Annotated in this window: 13 protein-coding genes and 1 tRNA gene; 6 read left to right on the top strand and 8 right to left on the bottom strand. The window is 72.5% G+C overall.

Going from position 1 to position 16984, the window contains the following annotated elements; genetic code table 11:
* Window positions 1–290: 290 nt before the first annotated feature.
* The 5 genes from thrB to argS form a co-directional block, all read right to left on the bottom strand.
* Window positions 291–1268 (bottom strand): homoserine kinase, encoded by a 978-nt coding sequence (gene thrB / locus H9I38_RS00250; protein WP_226336634.1) that lies wholly within the window; start codon window positions 1266–1268, stop codon window positions 291–293.
* The gene (gene thrC / locus H9I38_RS00245) at window positions 1265–2365 is read right to left on the bottom strand and encodes a threonine synthase (RefSeq protein ID WP_226336633.1); all 1101 of its coding nucleotides are present in this window, start codon (window positions 2363–2365) and stop codon (window positions 1265–1267) included. The genes thrB and thrC overlap by 4 nt, the downstream gene beginning before the upstream one ends.
* Window position 2366: 1 nt before the next feature.
* Window positions 2367–3680: a homoserine dehydrogenase gene (locus tag H9I38_RS00240; RefSeq protein WP_226336632.1), complete on the bottom strand. Its 1314-nt coding sequence runs from the start codon at window positions 3678–3680 to the stop codon at window positions 2367–2369.
* A 104-nt stretch (window positions 3681–3784) separates the two neighbouring features.
* The gene (lysA, locus tag H9I38_RS00235; protein ID WP_226336631.1) at window positions 3785–5218 is read right to left on the bottom strand and encodes a diaminopimelate decarboxylase; all 1434 of its coding nucleotides are present in this window, start codon (window positions 5216–5218) and stop codon (window positions 3785–3787) included.
* A 2-nt stretch (window positions 5219–5220) separates the two neighbouring features.
* The gene (gene argS / locus H9I38_RS00230; RefSeq protein ID WP_226336630.1) at window positions 5221–6870 is read right to left on the bottom strand and encodes an arginine--tRNA ligase; all 1650 of its coding nucleotides are present in this window, start codon (window positions 6868–6870) and stop codon (window positions 5221–5223) included.
* Window positions 6871–6952: 82 nt separating this feature from the next.
* Here argS and H9I38_RS00225 point away from each other — a divergent pair.
* From H9I38_RS00225 to hrpA, 4 genes are all read left to right on the top strand, one after another.
* Window positions 6953–7028: transfer RNA gene (locus H9I38_RS00225), tRNA-Arg, on the top strand.
* Window positions 7029–7124: 96 nt separating this feature from the next.
* The gene (locus H9I38_RS00220; protein ID WP_226336629.1) at window positions 7125–7313 is read left to right on the top strand and encodes a hypothetical protein; all 189 of its coding nucleotides are present in this window, start codon (window positions 7125–7127) and stop codon (window positions 7311–7313) included.
* 123 nt (window positions 7314–7436) lie between these two features.
* Window positions 7437–8915, top strand: coding sequence for a dihydrolipoyl dehydrogenase family protein (locus tag H9I38_RS00215; RefSeq protein WP_226336628.1), 1479 nt, complete (start codon window positions 7437–7439; stop codon window positions 8913–8915).
* A gap of 112 nt (window positions 8916–9027) precedes the next feature.
* Entirely contained in the window at window positions 9028–13071 is a 4044-nt protein-coding gene (gene hrpA, locus H9I38_RS00210) for an ATP-dependent RNA helicase HrpA (protein WP_226336627.1), read from the top strand.
* A gap of 74 nt (window positions 13072–13145) precedes the next feature.
* On the opposite strand, the gene H9I38_RS00205 is transcribed toward hrpA, so the two are convergent.
* Both H9I38_RS00205 and H9I38_RS00200 read right to left on the bottom strand, forming a co-directional pair.
* Entirely contained in the window at window positions 13146–13538 is a 393-nt protein-coding gene (locus tag H9I38_RS00205; protein ID WP_226336626.1) for an HIT family protein, read from the bottom strand.
* A gap of 33 nt (window positions 13539–13571) precedes the next feature.
* Window positions 13572–14723, bottom strand: coding sequence for an NAD(P)-dependent alcohol dehydrogenase (locus tag H9I38_RS00200; protein ID WP_413463491.1), 1152 nt, complete (start codon window positions 14721–14723; stop codon window positions 13572–13574).
* A gap of 60 nt (window positions 14724–14783) precedes the next feature.
* Here H9I38_RS00200 and H9I38_RS00195 point away from each other — a divergent pair, with 60 nt between their 5' ends.
* Complete coding sequence (locus H9I38_RS00195; protein ID WP_226336625.1) at window positions 14784–15791, top strand: PLP-dependent cysteine synthase family protein; 1008 nt, start codon at window positions 14784–14786, stop codon at window positions 15789–15791.
* Here H9I38_RS00195 and H9I38_RS00190 read toward each other — a convergent pair.
* Window positions 15764–16483: an MBL fold metallo-hydrolase gene (locus H9I38_RS00190; RefSeq protein ID WP_226336624.1), complete on the bottom strand. Its 720-nt coding sequence runs from the start codon at window positions 16481–16483 to the stop codon at window positions 15764–15766. The genes H9I38_RS00195 and H9I38_RS00190 overlap by 28 nt on opposite strands.
* A gap of 61 nt (window positions 16484–16544) precedes the next feature.
* Between H9I38_RS00190 and H9I38_RS00185 the strand changes: the two genes are divergently transcribed.
* Complete coding sequence (locus tag H9I38_RS00185; RefSeq protein ID WP_226336623.1) at window positions 16545–16970, top strand: Fur family transcriptional regulator; 426 nt, start codon at window positions 16545–16547, stop codon at window positions 16968–16970.
* Window positions 16971–16984: the final 14 nt, after the last annotated feature.

The raw sequence follows: 16984 nt of genomic DNA, 5'->3' as shown, positions 1-16984 counted from the left end.
TCATCGGGGACCAGCGGACAAGCCGTGGGACGGGCGTCAGACGCCCTGGCAGGTTCGAAGGCCTCGCAAGAAGAGATTCCGGAAGGTGCATGGCGGGCTGCGGCGCAGGCTTTCCTGCGCCGTGCGTCCTGTGCGGAGCCTCTCCTTCGGCTGAACTCGCGAAGACGCTGGGTCACCGTGAAGAAGGCCGCCGGAGCGGCTGGCTCAGCTGGAGGGCGAAGGCAGCGCGTGTCAGGCTCGCAGTGCCCGTCAAAAACCGGATCTGGCCACGTCCCGCGCCTCTGAGGGGCTCACCGGGAAGCGGCTGCTTCCTCCACCCTAGCACCGACACGGGCGAACTCCGGCGTCACGCACTCGAAGCCGCGCCGGGAGAACTCGGCGAGCGCGGCGTCACGCTCGTCATCGGAGCGGACGAGGGCCAGAACCGTGGGCCCCGCGCCCGAGACGACGGCGGGCACGCCCTCGGCGCGCAGGCTCGTCATGGCCTCGTGGGAGGGCAGCATCGCGGCGGCGCGCGCGTCCTGGTGGAGGAAGTCCCGCGTCGCCTCGAGCAGCAGCTCGGGGGCGGAGGTCAGGGCAAGGGTGAGAAGGGCGGCGCGCGCGGAGTTGTCCGCCGCGACGCCGTGGGGCACCTCCTCCGGCAGGGCCCTCCGCACGGCGTCCGTGGACACCTCGAAACCGGGGATCCCGACGACGGCGCGCACGCCAGGGCTCACCTCCGCCCGGTGGGTGCGGAACCGCGGCCTGTCCTCGCCGCGGGAGGGCGCGTCCTCCGGCCAGGAGACGGTGAGTCCGCCGAAGACGGCGGGGGCCACGTTGTCCGGGTGGCCCTCCCAGCGGCTCGCGCGCTGGAACACCCACTCGGCGCCGAGACGGTCCTCCTCAGCGAAGAGCGCGTCCGCCGCCGAGAAGGCCGTGACCGCGGCCGACGCCGAGGAGCCGAGCCCCCGCGCGTGCGGGATGACGTTCTCCGCCTCGATCTCCAGGCGCAGCCCGCTCACGTCTGCGCCGCGCTCCGCCCAGGCCTCGAGGATGAGGCGGGCCACGAGGTGGCTCTCGTCCGCGGGGAGCATCCCCGTCCCGTGCCCCCGCACGACGACGGAGGCGCGGGGCTCACCCCGCCCCTCCCGCGAGACCGAGACGCTGACCCGGTCCCGCAGCTCCAGGGCGAGGCCGAGGGAGTCATACCCCGGGCCGAGGTTCGCGCTCGTGGCCGGCGATGCGACGACGACGCCCGCTCCGAGGCGCAGCCTGGGCGAGCCGCTCATGCCAGGCCGAGGGCGGTGGCGACCTGGTGGACGTCGTTCTCCACGACGGTGGGCTCGATGTCCTCGCCGTCGGCTGTCTTGAGCGCCCACTGCGGATCCTTGAGGCCGTGGCCGGTGACGGTGATGACGATCGTGGCGCCTGACGGCGCCTGCCCCGCCTCGTGCAGCTTGAGGAGACCGGCGACGCCTGCGGCCGAGGCCGGCTCGACGAACACGCCCTCTCGGGAGGAGAGCCAGCGGTGGGCCTCGAGGATCTCCTCGTCCGTCACCGCGTCGATGGCGCCTCCGGACTCGTCCCGTGCGGCCACGGCCCCGTCCCACGTGGCGGGGTTGCCGATGCGGATGGCCGTGGCGATGGTCTCCGGCTCCGTGATGGGGTAGCCCGCCACGAGCGGCGCCGCCCCCGCAGCCTGGAAGCCCATCATGACGGGGCGCTTGGTGGACACGGCGGGCAGCACGCGGCCGTCTTCCGCCGTCCAGTCCTGGGCGTACTCGGTGTAGCCCTTCCAGTACGCGGTGATGTTGCCGGCGTTGCCCACGGGGAGGAAGTGGTAGTCCGGCGCGTCGCCGAGCACGTCCACGACCTCGAAGGCCGCAGTCTTCTGGCCCTGGATGCGGGCCGGGTTGACGGAGTTGACGAGGTAGGCCGGGTAGTTCTCCGAGAGCTTCCGGGCGACCGTGAGGCAGTCGTCGAAATTGCCCTCGAGCTGGATGAGCTCCGCGCCGTGGGCGATCGCCTGGGAGAGCTTGCCCAGGGCGATCTTGCCCTTCGGCACGAGCACCGCACAGGTGATCCCCGCCTGGGCCGCGAACGCCGCCGCGGACGCCGACGTGTTGCCCGTGGACGCGCAGACCACGGCCTCCGCGCCGCGGGCGACCGCGTCCGTGATGGCCATGGTCATGCCGCGGTCCTTGAAGGAGCCCGTGGGGTTCATGCCCTCGAACTTGAGGAGGACCCGGTTGCCCGTGTGCGCGGACAGCTTGGGCGCCTCGATGAGCGGGGTTCCGCCCTCCCCGAGGGTGATCACACGGGTCTCCTCGGTGACGGGAAGCCTCTCGGCGTACTCGCGGACGACTCCGCGCCAGACGTGGGCCATGTCAGTTTCCTCCTACGCGCATGAAGGTGGGGCGGCGGGTGACGGCCGGCAGCCCGTGGATGTCGTCGACCGTGGCCCGGAGGTCCCCCTCCAGCCCGTCGTGGGTGATGATGCGGAGCTCGGCCACCGGCCTCTGCTCCCCGTCCAGGCCGCGGGTCTGGACCATGGACTCGATGGACTGCCCGTGGTCCGCGAAGACCCGGGCGATGTCCGCGAGCACGCCCGGCTCGTCCTCGACGGCCACGGAGACCGCGAAGCGGGTCCGGGTCTGCTCGAACGGGAGGGCCGGCAGGGCCCGGTCGGCGGTCTCCGTGCGTCCGGGTCCGCCGGCCACCACGCGCCGGGCGGCGGAGACGAGGTCTCCCATGACCGCGGACGCCGTGGGGGCGCCGCCGGCGCCCTGGCCCATGAACATGAGCTCCCCGGCGTTCTCCGCCTGGACGTAGACGGCGTTGAAGGCGCCGCGGACGCTCGCGAGGGGGTGGTCCTCCGGGATGAGGGTGGGATGGACGCGGACGGCGGCGCTCTCCTCCGCGCCCCGCGAGACCCGTTCGGCGATCGCGAGGAACTTGATGACGTACCCGGCCGCCTTGGCCGAGGCGATGTCCTCCGCGGTGACGCTGCGGATGCCCTCGGTGTGGACCTCCTCGAGCGGGAAGGTCGTGTGCAGGCCCAGGGACGCGAGGATGGCCGCCTTGGCCGCGGCGTCGTGGCCGTCCACGTCCGCTGTGGGGTCCGCCTCCGCATAGCCCAGCTCCTGCGCCGTGGCGAGGGCCTCCTCGAACCCGGCGCCCGTCGTCGTCATGGAGTCCAGCACGTAGTTCGTGGTGCCGTTGACGATGCCCATGATCGAGGTGATCCGGTCTCCCGCCAGGGAGTCGCGGATGGGGCGGAGGATCGGGATGGCGCCCGCGACGGCGGCCTCGTAGGAGAACTGCACCCCGGACTCGGCGGCGGCCGCGGAGAGCTGGCCGAGCCGGGCGGCGATGAGGGCCTTGTTCGCGGAGACCACGGTCTTGCCCGCCCGCAGCGCGCGCTCGATGAGCCCGCCGGCCGGGTCCAGGCCGCCCATGAGCTCGACGACGACGTCCGCGCGGTCCACGAGCTCGTCCAGCCGGTCCGTCACGATCGAGGGGCTGACATGCGGGCCTCGGTCCTTGGACGTGTCCCGGACGCCCACGCCCGCGAGCGCGAGGCGGGCGCCCGTGCGCGCGGTGAGCTCGGCCTCGTCCTCGGCGAGGATGCGGGCGACTTCCGCGCCCACGGTGCCGCATCCCAGGAGGACGACGTTCAGGGTCGGGGTGGTGGTTGGCATGTCCTTCTCTCTTGGTCTCGAGCGTGGGTGGAGAGGGGGCGGATCCGGGAGCACCGCGCGGGCCGGCCGCGCCGAGAGCCCAGCCGGCGTCTCAGCCGAGGGGCTCAGCCGAGATCCCGGGCGAGGAGGTCCTCCTCCGTCTCGCGGCGGACGATGAGGCGGGACTCCCCCGCGGCCACCGCCGCCACGGCCGGGCGGGGCAGGTAGTTGTAGTTGCTGGAGAGCGCCCAGCAGTAGGCGCCGGTGCCGGGAACGGCGATCAGGTCCCCCGCCTGCACGTCCTCCGGGAGGTAGACGTCCTTGACGACGATGTCCCCCGACTCGCAGTGCTTGCCGACGACGCGCGAGAGCGCCGCAGGGGCGGTGGTGGCCCGCGAGGCGAGGACCGCGGTGTAGTCCGAGTCGTAGAGGACGGGGCGGGGGTTGTCGCTCATCCCGCCGTCCACGGCCACGTAGCGGCGCACCGCCGTTCCGCCGTCCGCCTCGACGCGGACGTCCTTGACCGTGCCGGCCTCGTAGAGCGTGAACCCGGCGCTGCCGACGATGGCGCGCCCCGGCTCCACGGAGACGCGGGGAACCCGCAGGTGCAGGGCCGCGCACATGTCCCGGACCACTGCGGCGCTCGCCTCCGCGATGTCCTCCACGGGACGCGGGTCATCCGCCTCCGTGTAGGCGATGCCGTAGCCGCCGCCGAGGTCCAGCTCCGCGAGCTCGACGCCGTGGGCGTCCCGGACCTCCCCGAGGAACGTGATGAGCTTCGTGGCGGAGAGCTCGAAGCCGGCCGGCTCGAAGATCTGCGAGCCGATGTGCGCGTGGACGCCGAGGAGCTCGAGGCTGTCACTCGCGAGGGCCCGCGCCGCGGCCTCATGGGCCTCGCTCCGGCCGCCGCCCTCCGCCGCCATGGAGAGGCCGAACTTCTGGTCCTCGTGCGCCGTGGCGATGGCCTCGTGCGTGTGGGCGTGGACGCCGGGCTTGAGCCGGAGCATGACCGGCGCGACCGCGCCGGCCTCCCGCGCGACCTCCTCGACGAGCGCGAGCTCGGCGAGCGAGTCCGTCACGATCCGGGACACGCCCCAGTCCAGGGCCCGGCGGATCTCCGCCCGGGACTTGTTGTTGCCGTGCAGGCCCATCCGCTCCCCGGGGAAGCCGGCCTTCCGGCCGACGAGCATCTCGCCGGCCGAGCAGGCGTCCAGGTTGAGGCCCTCGTCCAGAATCCAGCGGCCTAGTTCCACGGACAGGAACGCCTTGCCCGCGTAGAAGACGTCAGCCTCCGTGCCGATGGCGCGGAACGCGGCCCCGAAGGCCTCCTTGAAGGCGCGGGCGCGGCGGCGCACGTCCGCCTCGCTCAGCACGAGCAGCGGAGTCCCGTGCTCCTCCGCGAGCCGGCGGACGCTCACGCCGGCGGCGGTCAGCTGCCCCTCGGCGGGCCCCTCCTTCTCCCGGCGGACGTCCCCGGCCCACTCGGCGGGGCGGAGTGCGGTGAGGTCATCCGGCTCCGTGAGCCAGGCGGGGGCGAGAGGATGCGGGTTCTGGGGCATAGTCACATCTTGTCCGGCGCCGAGACGCCGAGCAATTCGAGTCCATTGGCCAAGACCTGCGTCGTCGCGTCGTTGAGCACGCGCCGCGCCTGATGGGACGGCTCGACCTCGGCCTCCCCGACCGGCGTGATGCGGTTCTCCCCGTACCAGGAGTGGTAGGCGCCCGCGAGGGACTCGAGGAAGCGCGCGATCCGGTGCGGCTCGCGGAAGCGGGCGGCCTCGGCGACGACGGCGGGGAACCGGCTCAGCGTGGCGAGCAGGGCCTCGTCCCCCGCGGAGGAGAGCTCCGCGGGATCGAATCCCTCGCCCGTCACGCCGGCGCACTCGGCCTTGCGCGCGGCCGACTTCGAGCGGGCGTGCGCGTACTGCACGTAGAACACCGGGTTGTCGTTGGTCCGCGAGCGCAGCTGGTCCGGGTCGATGGTCATCGGCGAGTCGGCCGGGAACCGGGCGAGCGAGTAGCGCAGGGCGTCCGAGCCGAGCCACTCGATGAGGTCCTTGAGCTCGATGATGTTGCCCGCGCGCTTGGAGAGCCGGGCGCCGTTGACGCTGATGAGCTGGCCGATGAGGACCTCGATGTTCACGGCCGGGTCATCCCCCGCCGCGGCCGCGATGGCCTTGAGGCGGCCGATGTAGCCGTGGTGGTCCGCGCCGAGGAGGTAGATCTTCTCCGTGAAGCCGCGGTCCTTCTTGGAGAGGTAGTAGGCGGCGTCCGCGGCGAAGTACGTGGGCTCGCCGTTCGCGCGGATCATGACGCGGTCCTTGTCATCCGTGAAGTCGGTGGTCCGCAGCCAGACGGCCCCTCCGTCGTCGTAGACATGGCCCTGCTCCCGCAGGCGGTCCACGGCCTGGGCCACCTGGCCGCCCTCGTGGAGGGTGGTCTCGGAGAAGTACGTGTCGAACTCCACGTTGAAGTCCGCGAGGGTGTCCTTGATGTCCTGCATCTGCAGGGCGTAGCCCTCCTGGCGCAGCACCGGCAGGGCGGCCTCGTCCGTCAGCTCGTCCACGGCGGGGTGAGCCGTCCGGACGGCGTCCGCGAGGTCCTGGACGTAGGCGCCCGGGTAGCCGCCCTCCGGCACGTCCCGCCCGCGCAGACGGGAGAGGATCGAGCCGGCGAAGACGTTCATCTGGCTTCCGGCGTCGTTGATGTAGTACTCGCGGGTGACCTCGGCGCCGGAAGCGGCGAGGACGCGCGAGAGGGCGTCGCCGAGCGCCGCCCAGCGGGTGTGCCCGATGTGCAGGGGGCCCGTGGGGTTCGCGGAGACGAACTCGACGTTGACCACGCGGCCCTTCATCGACTCGTTGCGCCCGTACTCCGGGCCGGCCTCGAGGATGGCCGCGGCGAGCTGGCCCGCCGAGGCGGCGTCCAGCGTCAGGTTGATGAACCCGGGGCCGGCAACGTCCACGGAGGCGACGCCCTCGATCTGCCCGAAGCGCGGTGCGAGCTCCTCCGCGAGCGCGCGGGGGCTCATCCCGGCCTTCTTGGCCAGCTGCATCGCGATGTTCGTGGCCCAGTCCCCGTGCTCGCGGGACTTGGGACGGTCCACGCGGACCTCAGGGGCCTCCTCCCCCTCCGGGAGGCGGACGGCTCCCTCCTCGACGGCGGCGCGGAGGGCGGCGGACAGGGCGGCAGAGAGCTGTTCAGGAGTCACGGATTCCATTCTAGGTGTCTGCGTTTAGGCTGTCCGACCGCGGAACTGCTACTCTCGTATCTGCACCTCGTCGAGGTGCCCCGCCCGCGTAGCTCAGTGGATAGAGCGTCTGCCTCCGGAGCAGAAGGTCGTAGGTTCGAATCCTGTCGCGGGCACCACGCCAGCAGCCGGCGCCCGTGACGGGCGCCGGCTGCTTTTCTGTGTGCGTCCCCCTGCCCCTTGCGCCGCCCGCCGCGCGGAGTACAGTGCGAGGCATGACCACGAACCACGCAGAAGACGCCAACCAGCCCAACGGCCGCAGCGAGCGCGAGGCGCGGATCGGCATGTCCCCCGAGGAGGAGCAGTCCTTCCTCAACGAGGCCGGCGCCCAGGGCGAGCCCGGGGACGACGGCATCGGCGCGGAGACCGACGCCCGCGAGAGCGGCCACCGCACCGACAACTGACTCGGCGGCGCCTCTCCGGCGGCATCCGGCCCCTCGCCCGAACGGGGCCGCCTCTCCCGGACGGCGCCGCCTCCGAGCCTTCCGATCCCCGGCGGGAATACCCCGCCGGGGATCTGTGTTCGGATGTGCTGGAAACCCCGTCCCGCAGGAGAGCAGGAGAACCTCATGGACGCGCCCTCGCACGTCGACACCCTCGTCATCGGATTCGGCAAGGCCGGAAAGACCCTCGCCATGGGCCTGGCCGCCGCCGGCCGCAGCGTCGCCCTCGTGGAGCAGAGCCCCGCGATGTACGGCGGCACGTGCATCAACATCGGCTGCGTCCCCACCAAGACCCTGCTCCACGATGCGGAGGCGAGCGCGTCCCGGCGGGGCGCCTCGGACGAGGCGGACGCCCAGTCCCTCTACTCCTCCGCCCTCGAGCGCAAGCGGGCTCTCCGGGAGAAGATGAACGCGGCCAACCTCGCCATGGTGGAGAAGCCCGGCGCCGTCGTCGTCACCGGGCGTGCCCGCTTCACCGGCGAGCGAACGGTCCGAGTCACAGCGGGCGACGACGAGCTCACGATCACCGCGGACCACGTGGTCATCGGCACCGGCTCGGTCCCCCGCATCCCCTCGATCCCCGGCCTTCCGGAGAAGCCTCTGGAGGACCCGCGGATCCTCACGAGCACCGAGCTCATCGACCGGGACCGCCTCCCGGCCCGCCTCGCGGTGCTCGGCGCCGGCTTCATCGGCCTCGAGCTCGCCAACATGTACGCCGAGTTCGGCTCCGAGGTCACCGTCCTGGACCGCGGCGAGCGGATCGCCCCGCACGAGGACGCCGAGACCTCCGCGGCGCTCGAGGAGGTGCTGACGGGCATCGGCGTGCGCGTCCGCCACGGGGCCGCCGTCGAGTCCGTGGACACGGGCGCCGGCCACGCCTCTCCCCTGGTGCTGCGCCTCGCGGGCGGCGAGCACGGACCCGGGGAGACGCTCGAGGCGGACGCCCTGCTCATCGCGACGGGACGCGTGCCCGCCACCGAGGGGCTCGGCCTCGAGGCCGCGGGCGTGGAGACGGACGGGCGCGGCGCCGTCGTCGTCGACTCCTTCCTCCGCACGAGCGCGGACAGCGTGTGGGCAGTGGGCGACGTCCACGGCGGCCCGCAGTTCACGTACACGTCCTTCGACGACCACCGGATCGTCCGGGACCAGCTCCTGCGCGGCCTCGGCGAGCGCGGCCGCTCGCTGGAGAACCGCGGGCCGGTGCCCAGCACCGCCTTCCTCACGCCGCCGTTCGCCCGCGTGGGCCTCACCGCGGCCGAGGCCCGGGAGCAGGCCGCCGAGCACGGCTGGGACGTGCGGGTGGCGCGGGCCGAGGTGAAGGACATCGCGGTCATGCCGCGCCCCAAGGCGGTCGGCGAGCCGCGGGGGTTCATGCAGGTGGTGGTCGACGGCGCCTCCCGGCGCATCCTCGGCGCGAGCCTGCTCTGCATCGACGCGCAGGAGGTGGTCAACCTCATCGCGACGGCCATGCGGCACGGGCTGACCGCGGATGACCTCCGCGACGGGATCTACACGCACCCTTCGACGACGGAGGCGCTCAACGGCCTGCTCGCGGGCGTCTGAGCCGCGTCCGTCCCCGTTCCGGTCACCGGTTCAGGTCACCGGTTCCGCCGACGGCGAGAGCGCCGGCTCCGCCGCCGGCGGGATGCCGCCGCCGACTAGACTGGCGCGTGCCATGGACATCACGTACCCCGCCTCGCTGCCCGTCTCCGCTCGCCGCGACGACATCATGGAGGCGGTGCGCGGGAACCAGGTGGTCATCGTGGCTGGCGAGACCGGCTCGGGCAAGACCACCCAGCTGCCCAAGATGCTGCTGGAGCTCGGGCTCGCCGACGGCGGGAAGATCATCGGGCACACCCAGCCCCGCCGCATCGCCGCGCGCTCCGTGGCCGAGCGCATCGCGGACGAGCTCGGGGAGAAGCTCGGCGAGACCGTGGGCTACCAGGTCCGCTTCACGGACGAGTCCTCGAGGCAGACGCGCGTCAAGCTCATGACGGACGGCATCCTCCTCGCGGAGATCCAGCACGACCCGCTCCTGCGCGGGTACGGCGCGATCATCATCGACGAGGCCCACGAGCGCAGTCTCAACATCGACTTCCTCCTCGGCTACCTCAAGCGCATCCTCCCCGAGCGCCCGGACCTCAAGGTGGTCATCACCTCCGCGACGATCGACCCGGAGCGCTTCGCCGCCCACTTCGCTCCGGAGGACGGCGAGAAGGACGACGACGGCGAGCCGAAGCCGGCCCCCATCGTCGAGGTCTCCGGGCGCACCTACCCGGTGGAGATCCGCTACCGCCCCCTCGTCGCCGAGTCCGAGGAGGACATGGACGACGAGCTCGAGGAGGACCGGGACCCGCTCGACGGCGTCCGCGACGCCGTCGACGAGCTCTCGAAGGAGGCGCCCGGCGACATCCTCGTCTTCTTCTCCGGCGAGCGGGAGATCCGCGAGGCCGCCCAGATGCTCGAGGGCCACGTGGAGCGCAGCCGCCGGCTCGCCGGAACGCAGATCCTCCCCCTCTACGCGCGCCTGTCCCTCGCGGAGCAGTCCCGGATCTTCAAGCCCAGCGGCTCGCCGAGGATCATCCTCGCCACCAACGTGGCCGAGACCTCGCTCACCGTGCCCGGCATCAAGTACGTCATCGACACCGGCACCGCGCGCATCTCCCGGTACTCCCCGCGGACCAAGGTGCAGCGCCTGCCGATCGAGCGCATCAGCCAGGCGAGCGCCAACCAGCGCTCCGGCCGCTCGGGCCGCGTCAGCGACGGCATCGCCATCCGCCTGTACTCAGAGGAGGACTTCGAGTCCCGCCCCGAGTTCACGGACCCGGAGATCCTCCGGACCAACCTCGCCTCGGTCATCCTCCAGATGGCGAGCATCGGCGTGGCCCGCGGGGCCAAGGAGGTCTCGGCCTTCCCGTTCGTCCAGCCGCCCGCGTCGAGGGCCGTCACGGACGGCGTGGCCCTGCTGCGCGAGCTCGGCGCGCTCGAGCCGAACGGGCGCCTGACCCGCCTGGGCCGGCAGCTCTCCCAGATCCCGCTCGACCCGCGGCTCGCGCGCATGCTCCTCGAGGCCCGGGACCGGAACGCCCTCGGCGAGATGACCGTGCTGGCCGCGGCCCTGTCCATCCAGGACCCCCGAGAGCGCCCGAGCCAGGACGAGTCCGCCAAGGAGAAGGCCACCGCCCTCCACAAGCGGTTCGACGACGACCGCTCCGACTTCATGGGCCTGCTCAACCTCTGGGCCTACCTCCGCGAGAAGCAGTCCGAGCTCTCCTCCAGCGCGTTCCGCCGCCTGTGCAAGGCGGAGCACATCAACTACCTGCGCGTGCGCGAGTGGATGGAGCTCGTCCAGCAGCTGCGGACCGTGCTCAAGCGGATGCGGATCCGCGTCCCGGGCGGCGAGGTGGACCCGGCAGGCCGGGAGGACGAGGTGCACCAGAGCCTCCTCGTGGGCCTGCTCGGCCAGATCGGCGCGTACGACGAGAACAAGCGCGAGTACCAGGGCGCCCGGGGCGTCAAGTTCGGCATCTTCCCCGGAAGCTCGCTCTTCAAGAAGAAGCCCGAGTTCGTCATGGCGGCGGAGCTCGTGGAGACCTCCCGCCTGTGGGCGCGCACGGTGGCCGCGATCAAGCCGGAGTGGGTGGAGCTCGTGGCGCCCCACCTCGTCAAGCGTCAGTACTCGGAGCCGCACTGGTCCCGGCGCAACGGGGCCGTCATGGCGTATGAGAAGGTGACCCTCTACGGTGTGACGCTCGTCAGCCAGCGGCGCGTCAACTACGGGCGGATCGACCGGGAGCTCGCCCGCGAGCTCTTCATCCGGCACGCGCTCGTCGAGGGAGACTGGACCACCCGCCACCGCTTCTTCCACCACAACCGCGGCGTGCTCGCCGAGCTCGAGGAGCTCGAGACCCGATCCCGCCGCGCGGGCCTGCGGATGGACGACGAAGCCCTCTTCGAGTTCTACGACCGGCGCGTGGGCGAGTCCGTGGTCTCGGAGCGCCACTTCGACTCCTGGTGGAAGCAGGCCTCCCGCGAAGACCCCGAGCTGCTGAACCTGGACCGGGACCTCGCCGCCGGCGAGGGGGCGGACGACCTCGACGAGTCCGACTTCCCGAAGACGTGGCCGTTCGGCGGCGTGGACCTCGACCTCACGTACGTCTTCCACCCCGTCGCGCCGGGCGCGACGGCGAACCCGGCCGACGGCGTCACGGTCCACGTCCCCGTGGTCATCCTCAACCAGCTGGACCCGAAACCGTTCCAGTGGCTCATCCCCGGTCTGCGGGAAGAGCTCGTCACGGCTCTCATCAAGTCCCTGCCGAAGTCCGAGCGCAAGCACTTCGTCCCGGCTCCGGACGTGGCCCGGCAGACGGTGGCCCGCCTCGCGGAGGACGCCGATCCGTCCCGGGACTCCCTGCCCGAGTCGCTCGCGCTGACCCTCCGCCGGCTCAAGGGGCACATGCTCGCCCCTGAGGCGTTCGACTGGGCCCGCGTCCCCGCCCACCTGCGCATGACCTACCGGGTCCTCGACGCGCAGGGGCGGATGCTCGGCGAGTCGATGGACCTCGCTCAGCTGCAGGACGACCTCGCACCGCAGGTCCGGACCGCCATCGCGGCGTCCGTGGACCCGGAGCAGCTCAAGGCCCACGTCTCCGGCGCCAAGAAGCGGCGGGGGCCCAAGGGCCAGGGCGGTCGGAAGGACTCCCCCGCGGCGAGCGGGTCTGCGGGGCGGTCGGGCACGCCGTCGTCGTCGGGCGCGGGAGCGCCGAAGCCCGGAGCCCCCGCGGCCGGGGTGCCGGGGGCGAAGCCGGGCGGCCCGGGCGGGAACTCGGCCGCCCGCGAGCGCTCGGGGCTGACGCAGTGGCCCGAGGACCTGGCCGAGCTGCCCGCGCAGGTCGGCAGCGAGGTGTCCGGCCACGCGGTGACGGGATACCCGGCCCTCGTGGACGAGCGGGCGCTCGGCGGCGGCGCGACCGCGGGCGTGAGGATCTTCTCGGAGAAGGCCGAGGCGGAGGCGGCCCACCGGGCCGGGCTCATCCGCCTGCTCGTGCTCACCCTGCCCTCGCCGCAGAGGTACGTGGTGGACCACCTCAGCAACCGCGAGCGCCTCACCTTCAGCCAGAATCCGCACGGCTCGGTGGCGGGCCTCGTGGACGACTGCACGCAGGCCGCCGTGGACAAGCTCCTCACGCGGCAGCCCGAGCGGCTGCCCCGCAGCCGGGAGGCGTTCCGGGCGCTCGCGAACGAGATGCGGGCGGACCTCATCGACACGGTGTTCCAGGTGACGGCCATCGTGGAGAAGACGCTCGCGAGGGCGATGGCGCTCTCGATCGCGGTGAAGAGCCCGACGCCGGCGCTCGTGCCCCTCTACTCCGACGTCGAGTCCCAGCTGGAGCAGCTGGTGTACCCGGGGTTCGTGGCCGCCACGGGGTTCGACCAGCTGCAGCACCTGCCGCGCTACCTTCAGGCAGCCCAGATGCGGCTGGAGAAGGCGCCGAGCGCGATGGCCAAGGACGCGGCCTCGATGGACGTGGTCCAGGCGCTCGAGGACGAGTACGACGCGGCCGTCTCCCGCGTGCCGAAGACCCGGCCGGTCCCGGTGCGGCTGGCCCACGTGCGCTGGATGATCGAGGAGCTGCGGGTCAGCCTCTTCGCGCAGTCCCTGCGGACCGCCTACACCGTCTCGGAGAAGCGGGTCCGCCAGCAGCTCAAGGGGTTCTGAGCCGCCGGCGGCCCCGCCTCGCGGCGTCAGGCGGGCTCTGCGTCAAGCAGGCGCTGCGTCAGGCGCGCTCTGCGTCAGGCGAGCGCCGCGCGGAGCTTCTCCGCCGCCGCGTCCAGGGACTCGTCCGAGGCCGGCTTGGCCCGGCCCAGGTCGTGGTCCGCGATCTCGTTCGTGGGGAAGACGTGGACGTGGGCGTGGGGGACGTCGAACCCGACGATCTCGAGGCCCACGCGCTTCGAGCCGAAGGCGCGGCGCTGGGCCTTGCCGATGCGCTGCGCCACGCCGAAGACGTGCGCGGCCAGGTCCTCCGGCATGTCCGTCCAGTGGTCGATCTCCTCGCGCGGGACCACGAGGACGTGTCCCTCGGTCTGCGGGGCGATATCGAGGAACGCGACGCAGCGCTCGTCCTCGTGGACGATCCGGCCCGGGATCTCGCGGTTCATGATCTTGGTGAAGATGGTGCTCATGTGTGTCCTTCCCTCGGCTCTGGCGGGGCGTGCTCAGCGGCGCAGGCTCGCGACGTCGAGCACGAACCGGTACTTCACGTCGCCCGCCACCATTCGATCGTATGCGGCGTTGACGCCGTCCGCCTCCACCGTCTCGATGTCCGCGGCGATGCCGTGCTCCGCGCAGAAGTCCAGCATCTCCTGGGTCTCCGGGAGTCCGCCGATGAGCGATCCCCCGTAGGAGACGCGGCGCATGATGAGGTGCGCGGGGTTCACCGGCGGCATGGGCTCGGACGGCAGCCCCACCTGGGTGAGACGCCCGTCCCGGGCGAGGGCGGCGAGGTAGCCGTCCAGGCTGTGCGGAGCCGCCACCGTGTCGATGACGACGTCCAGGCTGCGCCGGGCTCCCTTCATGGCCTGCTCGTCGCTCGAGTTCACGTACGCGTCCGCCCCCAGCTCGCGGGCGGCCTCGCGCTTGCCGTCCGAGCGTGAGAAGACGGTGACCTCCGCGCCCATCGCCTTGGCGATCTTCACGGCCATGTGCCCGAGCCCGCCGAGGCCGACGACGCCGACCCGCGTGCCCGTCCCGACCCCCGCGTGGCGCAGCGGCGAGTACGTGGTGATCCCGGCGCAGAGCAGGGGCGCGGCCGAGGCGGGGTCCATGCCCTCGGGGATGCGCAGGACGTAGCCCTCGTTGACGACGACGGAAGTGGAGTACCCGCCCTGGGTCTGCTCGCCGCCGTGGCGGTAGTCCTCGGCGCCGTACGTGGGCACGCCTCCCCCGAGCTCGCTGCCCGTGCAGTACTGCTGCAGGCCCTCCCGGCAGGACTCGCACTCGCGGCAGGAGTCCACGAGGCAGCCGACGCCGACGCGCTCGCCCTCGGTGAAGCCGCTCACCTCGGCGCCGACGCGCCTCACGCGCCCGACGATCTCGTGCCCCGGGACGTAGGGGTAGCGGACCTCGCCCCACTCGCCGCGGACGGAGTGGACGTCCGAGTGGCAGAGCCCGCAGTACTCGATCTCGATCTCGACGTCGTGCGCGTCCGGCTCGCGCCGCTCGATCTCCATGCGCTCGAGCGGGCGGTCCGCGGCGACCCCGCCGAACGCGGGGACCGTCCGGCCTCCGGGCTCCCGGGGCCCTCCGAGCTCGCGGGCGGCCTTCTCCACGGTGGTCTTGGGCAGGGACGACTTCGCCTGGGGTGTCATGGCCCCCATCATGCCACCGGCCCCTGTCCCCGCTCTCGGCGCCCGTGAAAGGATCGGACTATGAGCAGTACCGCAGAGCGGACCTTCGTCGCCGAGGCCGTGGCATTCCTCCGCAGGGACGCGGACACCTCCGTTCCCACCCCCATGACCCGGCACAGCCTGGACGGCTTCCCGGGCATCGAGGTCCTCGTCAAGGACGAGTCGGCGCACCCCACGGGCAGCCTCAAGCACCGGCTCGCCCGCTCGCTTCTGCTCAGCGCCCTCGTCAACGGGCGCATCGGCCCCGGGACCCCCGTCATCGAGGCGTCCTCCGGGTCCACGGCCATCTCAGAGGCCCACTTCTGCCGGGAGCTCGGCCTGCCCTTCGTCGCGGTGATGTCCGCGAGCACGTCTCCGGAGACGATCCGCCTTGTCGAGTCCTACGGAGCCCGGTGCGAGCTGGTGGACGACGCCACGGCGGTGTACGCCGCCGCCGAGCGGCTCGAGCGGGAGACCGGCGGCTGCTACCTGGACCAGTTCACCTACGCCGAGCGGGCCACAGACTGGCGGGCCAACCACAACCTGGCCGAGGAGCTCCTCTCCCAAGCCCGCGAGATGACGGGCTCCTGCCCGGCGTGGATCGTGGTGGGAGCCGGCACCGGCGGCACGAGCGCCACGATCGGCCGACACGTCCGCTACTGCGGCTCGGAGAGCCGCCTCGCCGTCGTGGACCCCGAGGGCTCGGCCTTCTACCCGCACTGGGCCGAGCTGAACGGCATCGAGGTCTCGGACGAGAACCGTCACGTCCGCCCCTCCCGGATCGAGGGGATCGGGCGGGCCCGGGTCGAGCCGAGCTTCGTCCCCGCCGTCGTCGACCGGATGTTCCGCATCCCGGACGAGGAGTCCTTCGCCTGGATGCGAGAGAACCGCACGCTCTTCGGGCTGGACGCGGGGCCCTCGACGGGCACCAACACGGCGGGCGTCATGCGGATCGCCCGGCAGATGGCCGAGGCGGGCGAGACCGGCGCGATCGCCACGCTCGCCTGCGACTCGGGCGAGCGCTACGCGGGGCTGTTCGAGGAGCGCTGACCCCGGCCCGACTCCACCGTCCGGGTGTCCCCGGGCACCCAGTGCTCGAGCCGCGTGGCGTACCGCGAGGCCACCTTGTCCACGACGCCCGTGGCGAACTCGCTGCCGGGCCCGGTGAGGGGGCCGTCGTGGATGGGCAGGGCCCGCTCCGCGTTGACCGCCGCGATGAAGTCCATGACCTCCTGAAGGCGGGCCCACGGCGTGAACGTCGGCGCGAGGAGCACGGGGATGCGCGCCTCCTGGGCAAACGGCGGGATGGAGAGCGCGTCCCCGGGATGGAAGACGGCGCCGTCGATGAGGTAGCCCACGTTCCGCTCGAGCGGGATGAGCAGGTGGATGAGGGCGTGCTGGCCGCCGTGCTCGCGGATCCCGAACCCGCCGAGCTCCCGCCGCCCCTCCCCGGTGGCCTCCGTGAAGGCCGCGGGATCCGCCCCTGCCTCCTCGAGCGCATCGAGGACCGGCTGCGGCGCGAGGACCGGAAGCCCCGGGCGGGCCGCCAAGCGCTCGACGACGCGGGAAACGTCCACGTGGTCGGGGTGGACGTGCGTGATGAGAAGGAGGGTGGCGCCGGCGAAGGCCTCGTCGAGCTCGGCGTCCGAAGCGAAGTTCCCCGGATCGACGACGGCCTTGGCGCCGTCCCGTTCGAGGGTCACGAGCGCGTGCGCATGCTTCGTCAGGGTGAGGGTGCTCATGCCCCCAGGCTAGACGCGGCCCCCGCCGTGCGCACAGGCCGCCGTTGGTAGGGTGGACGCCATGACCACGAGCACCGGACAGCGGGTGACCAAGCAGCGCGTCGCCGTCGCCGAAGCCCTCGAGACGCTCCCCGACTTCGTCTCCGCGCAGGAGCTGCACCGCTATCTCGTGGACCACGACGCCAAGGTCTCGCTTGCCACGACCTACCGGATCCTCACGCAGATGACGGAGGACGGTCTGCTGGACACGGTGCGCCGCGAGGACGGCGAGAACGTCTACCGGCAGTGCGCCGCCGACGAGCACCACCACCACCTCGTCTGCGAGCGCTGCGGCAAGGCCGTGGAGCTCGAGGCGCCCGAGGTCGAGCAGCTCGTCTCGGCCGCGGCGCAGACGCACGGCTTCGCCAACGTGCGGCACACCATGGAGATCTTCGGCGAGTGCGGAGAGTGCCAGCGCAAGGCCCGCACCGAGCCGCGGGAGTCCTGAGACCGCCCCTCCCT

The sequence above is a fragment of the Arthrobacter sp. UM1 genome (assembly GCF_020483305.1).
Lineage (GTDB): Bacteria > Actinomycetota > Actinomycetes > Actinomycetales > Micrococcaceae > Falsarthrobacter.
Note: the sequence above shows the minus strand (reverse complement) of the source record. Positions and strands in the feature narration are given on the sequence as shown.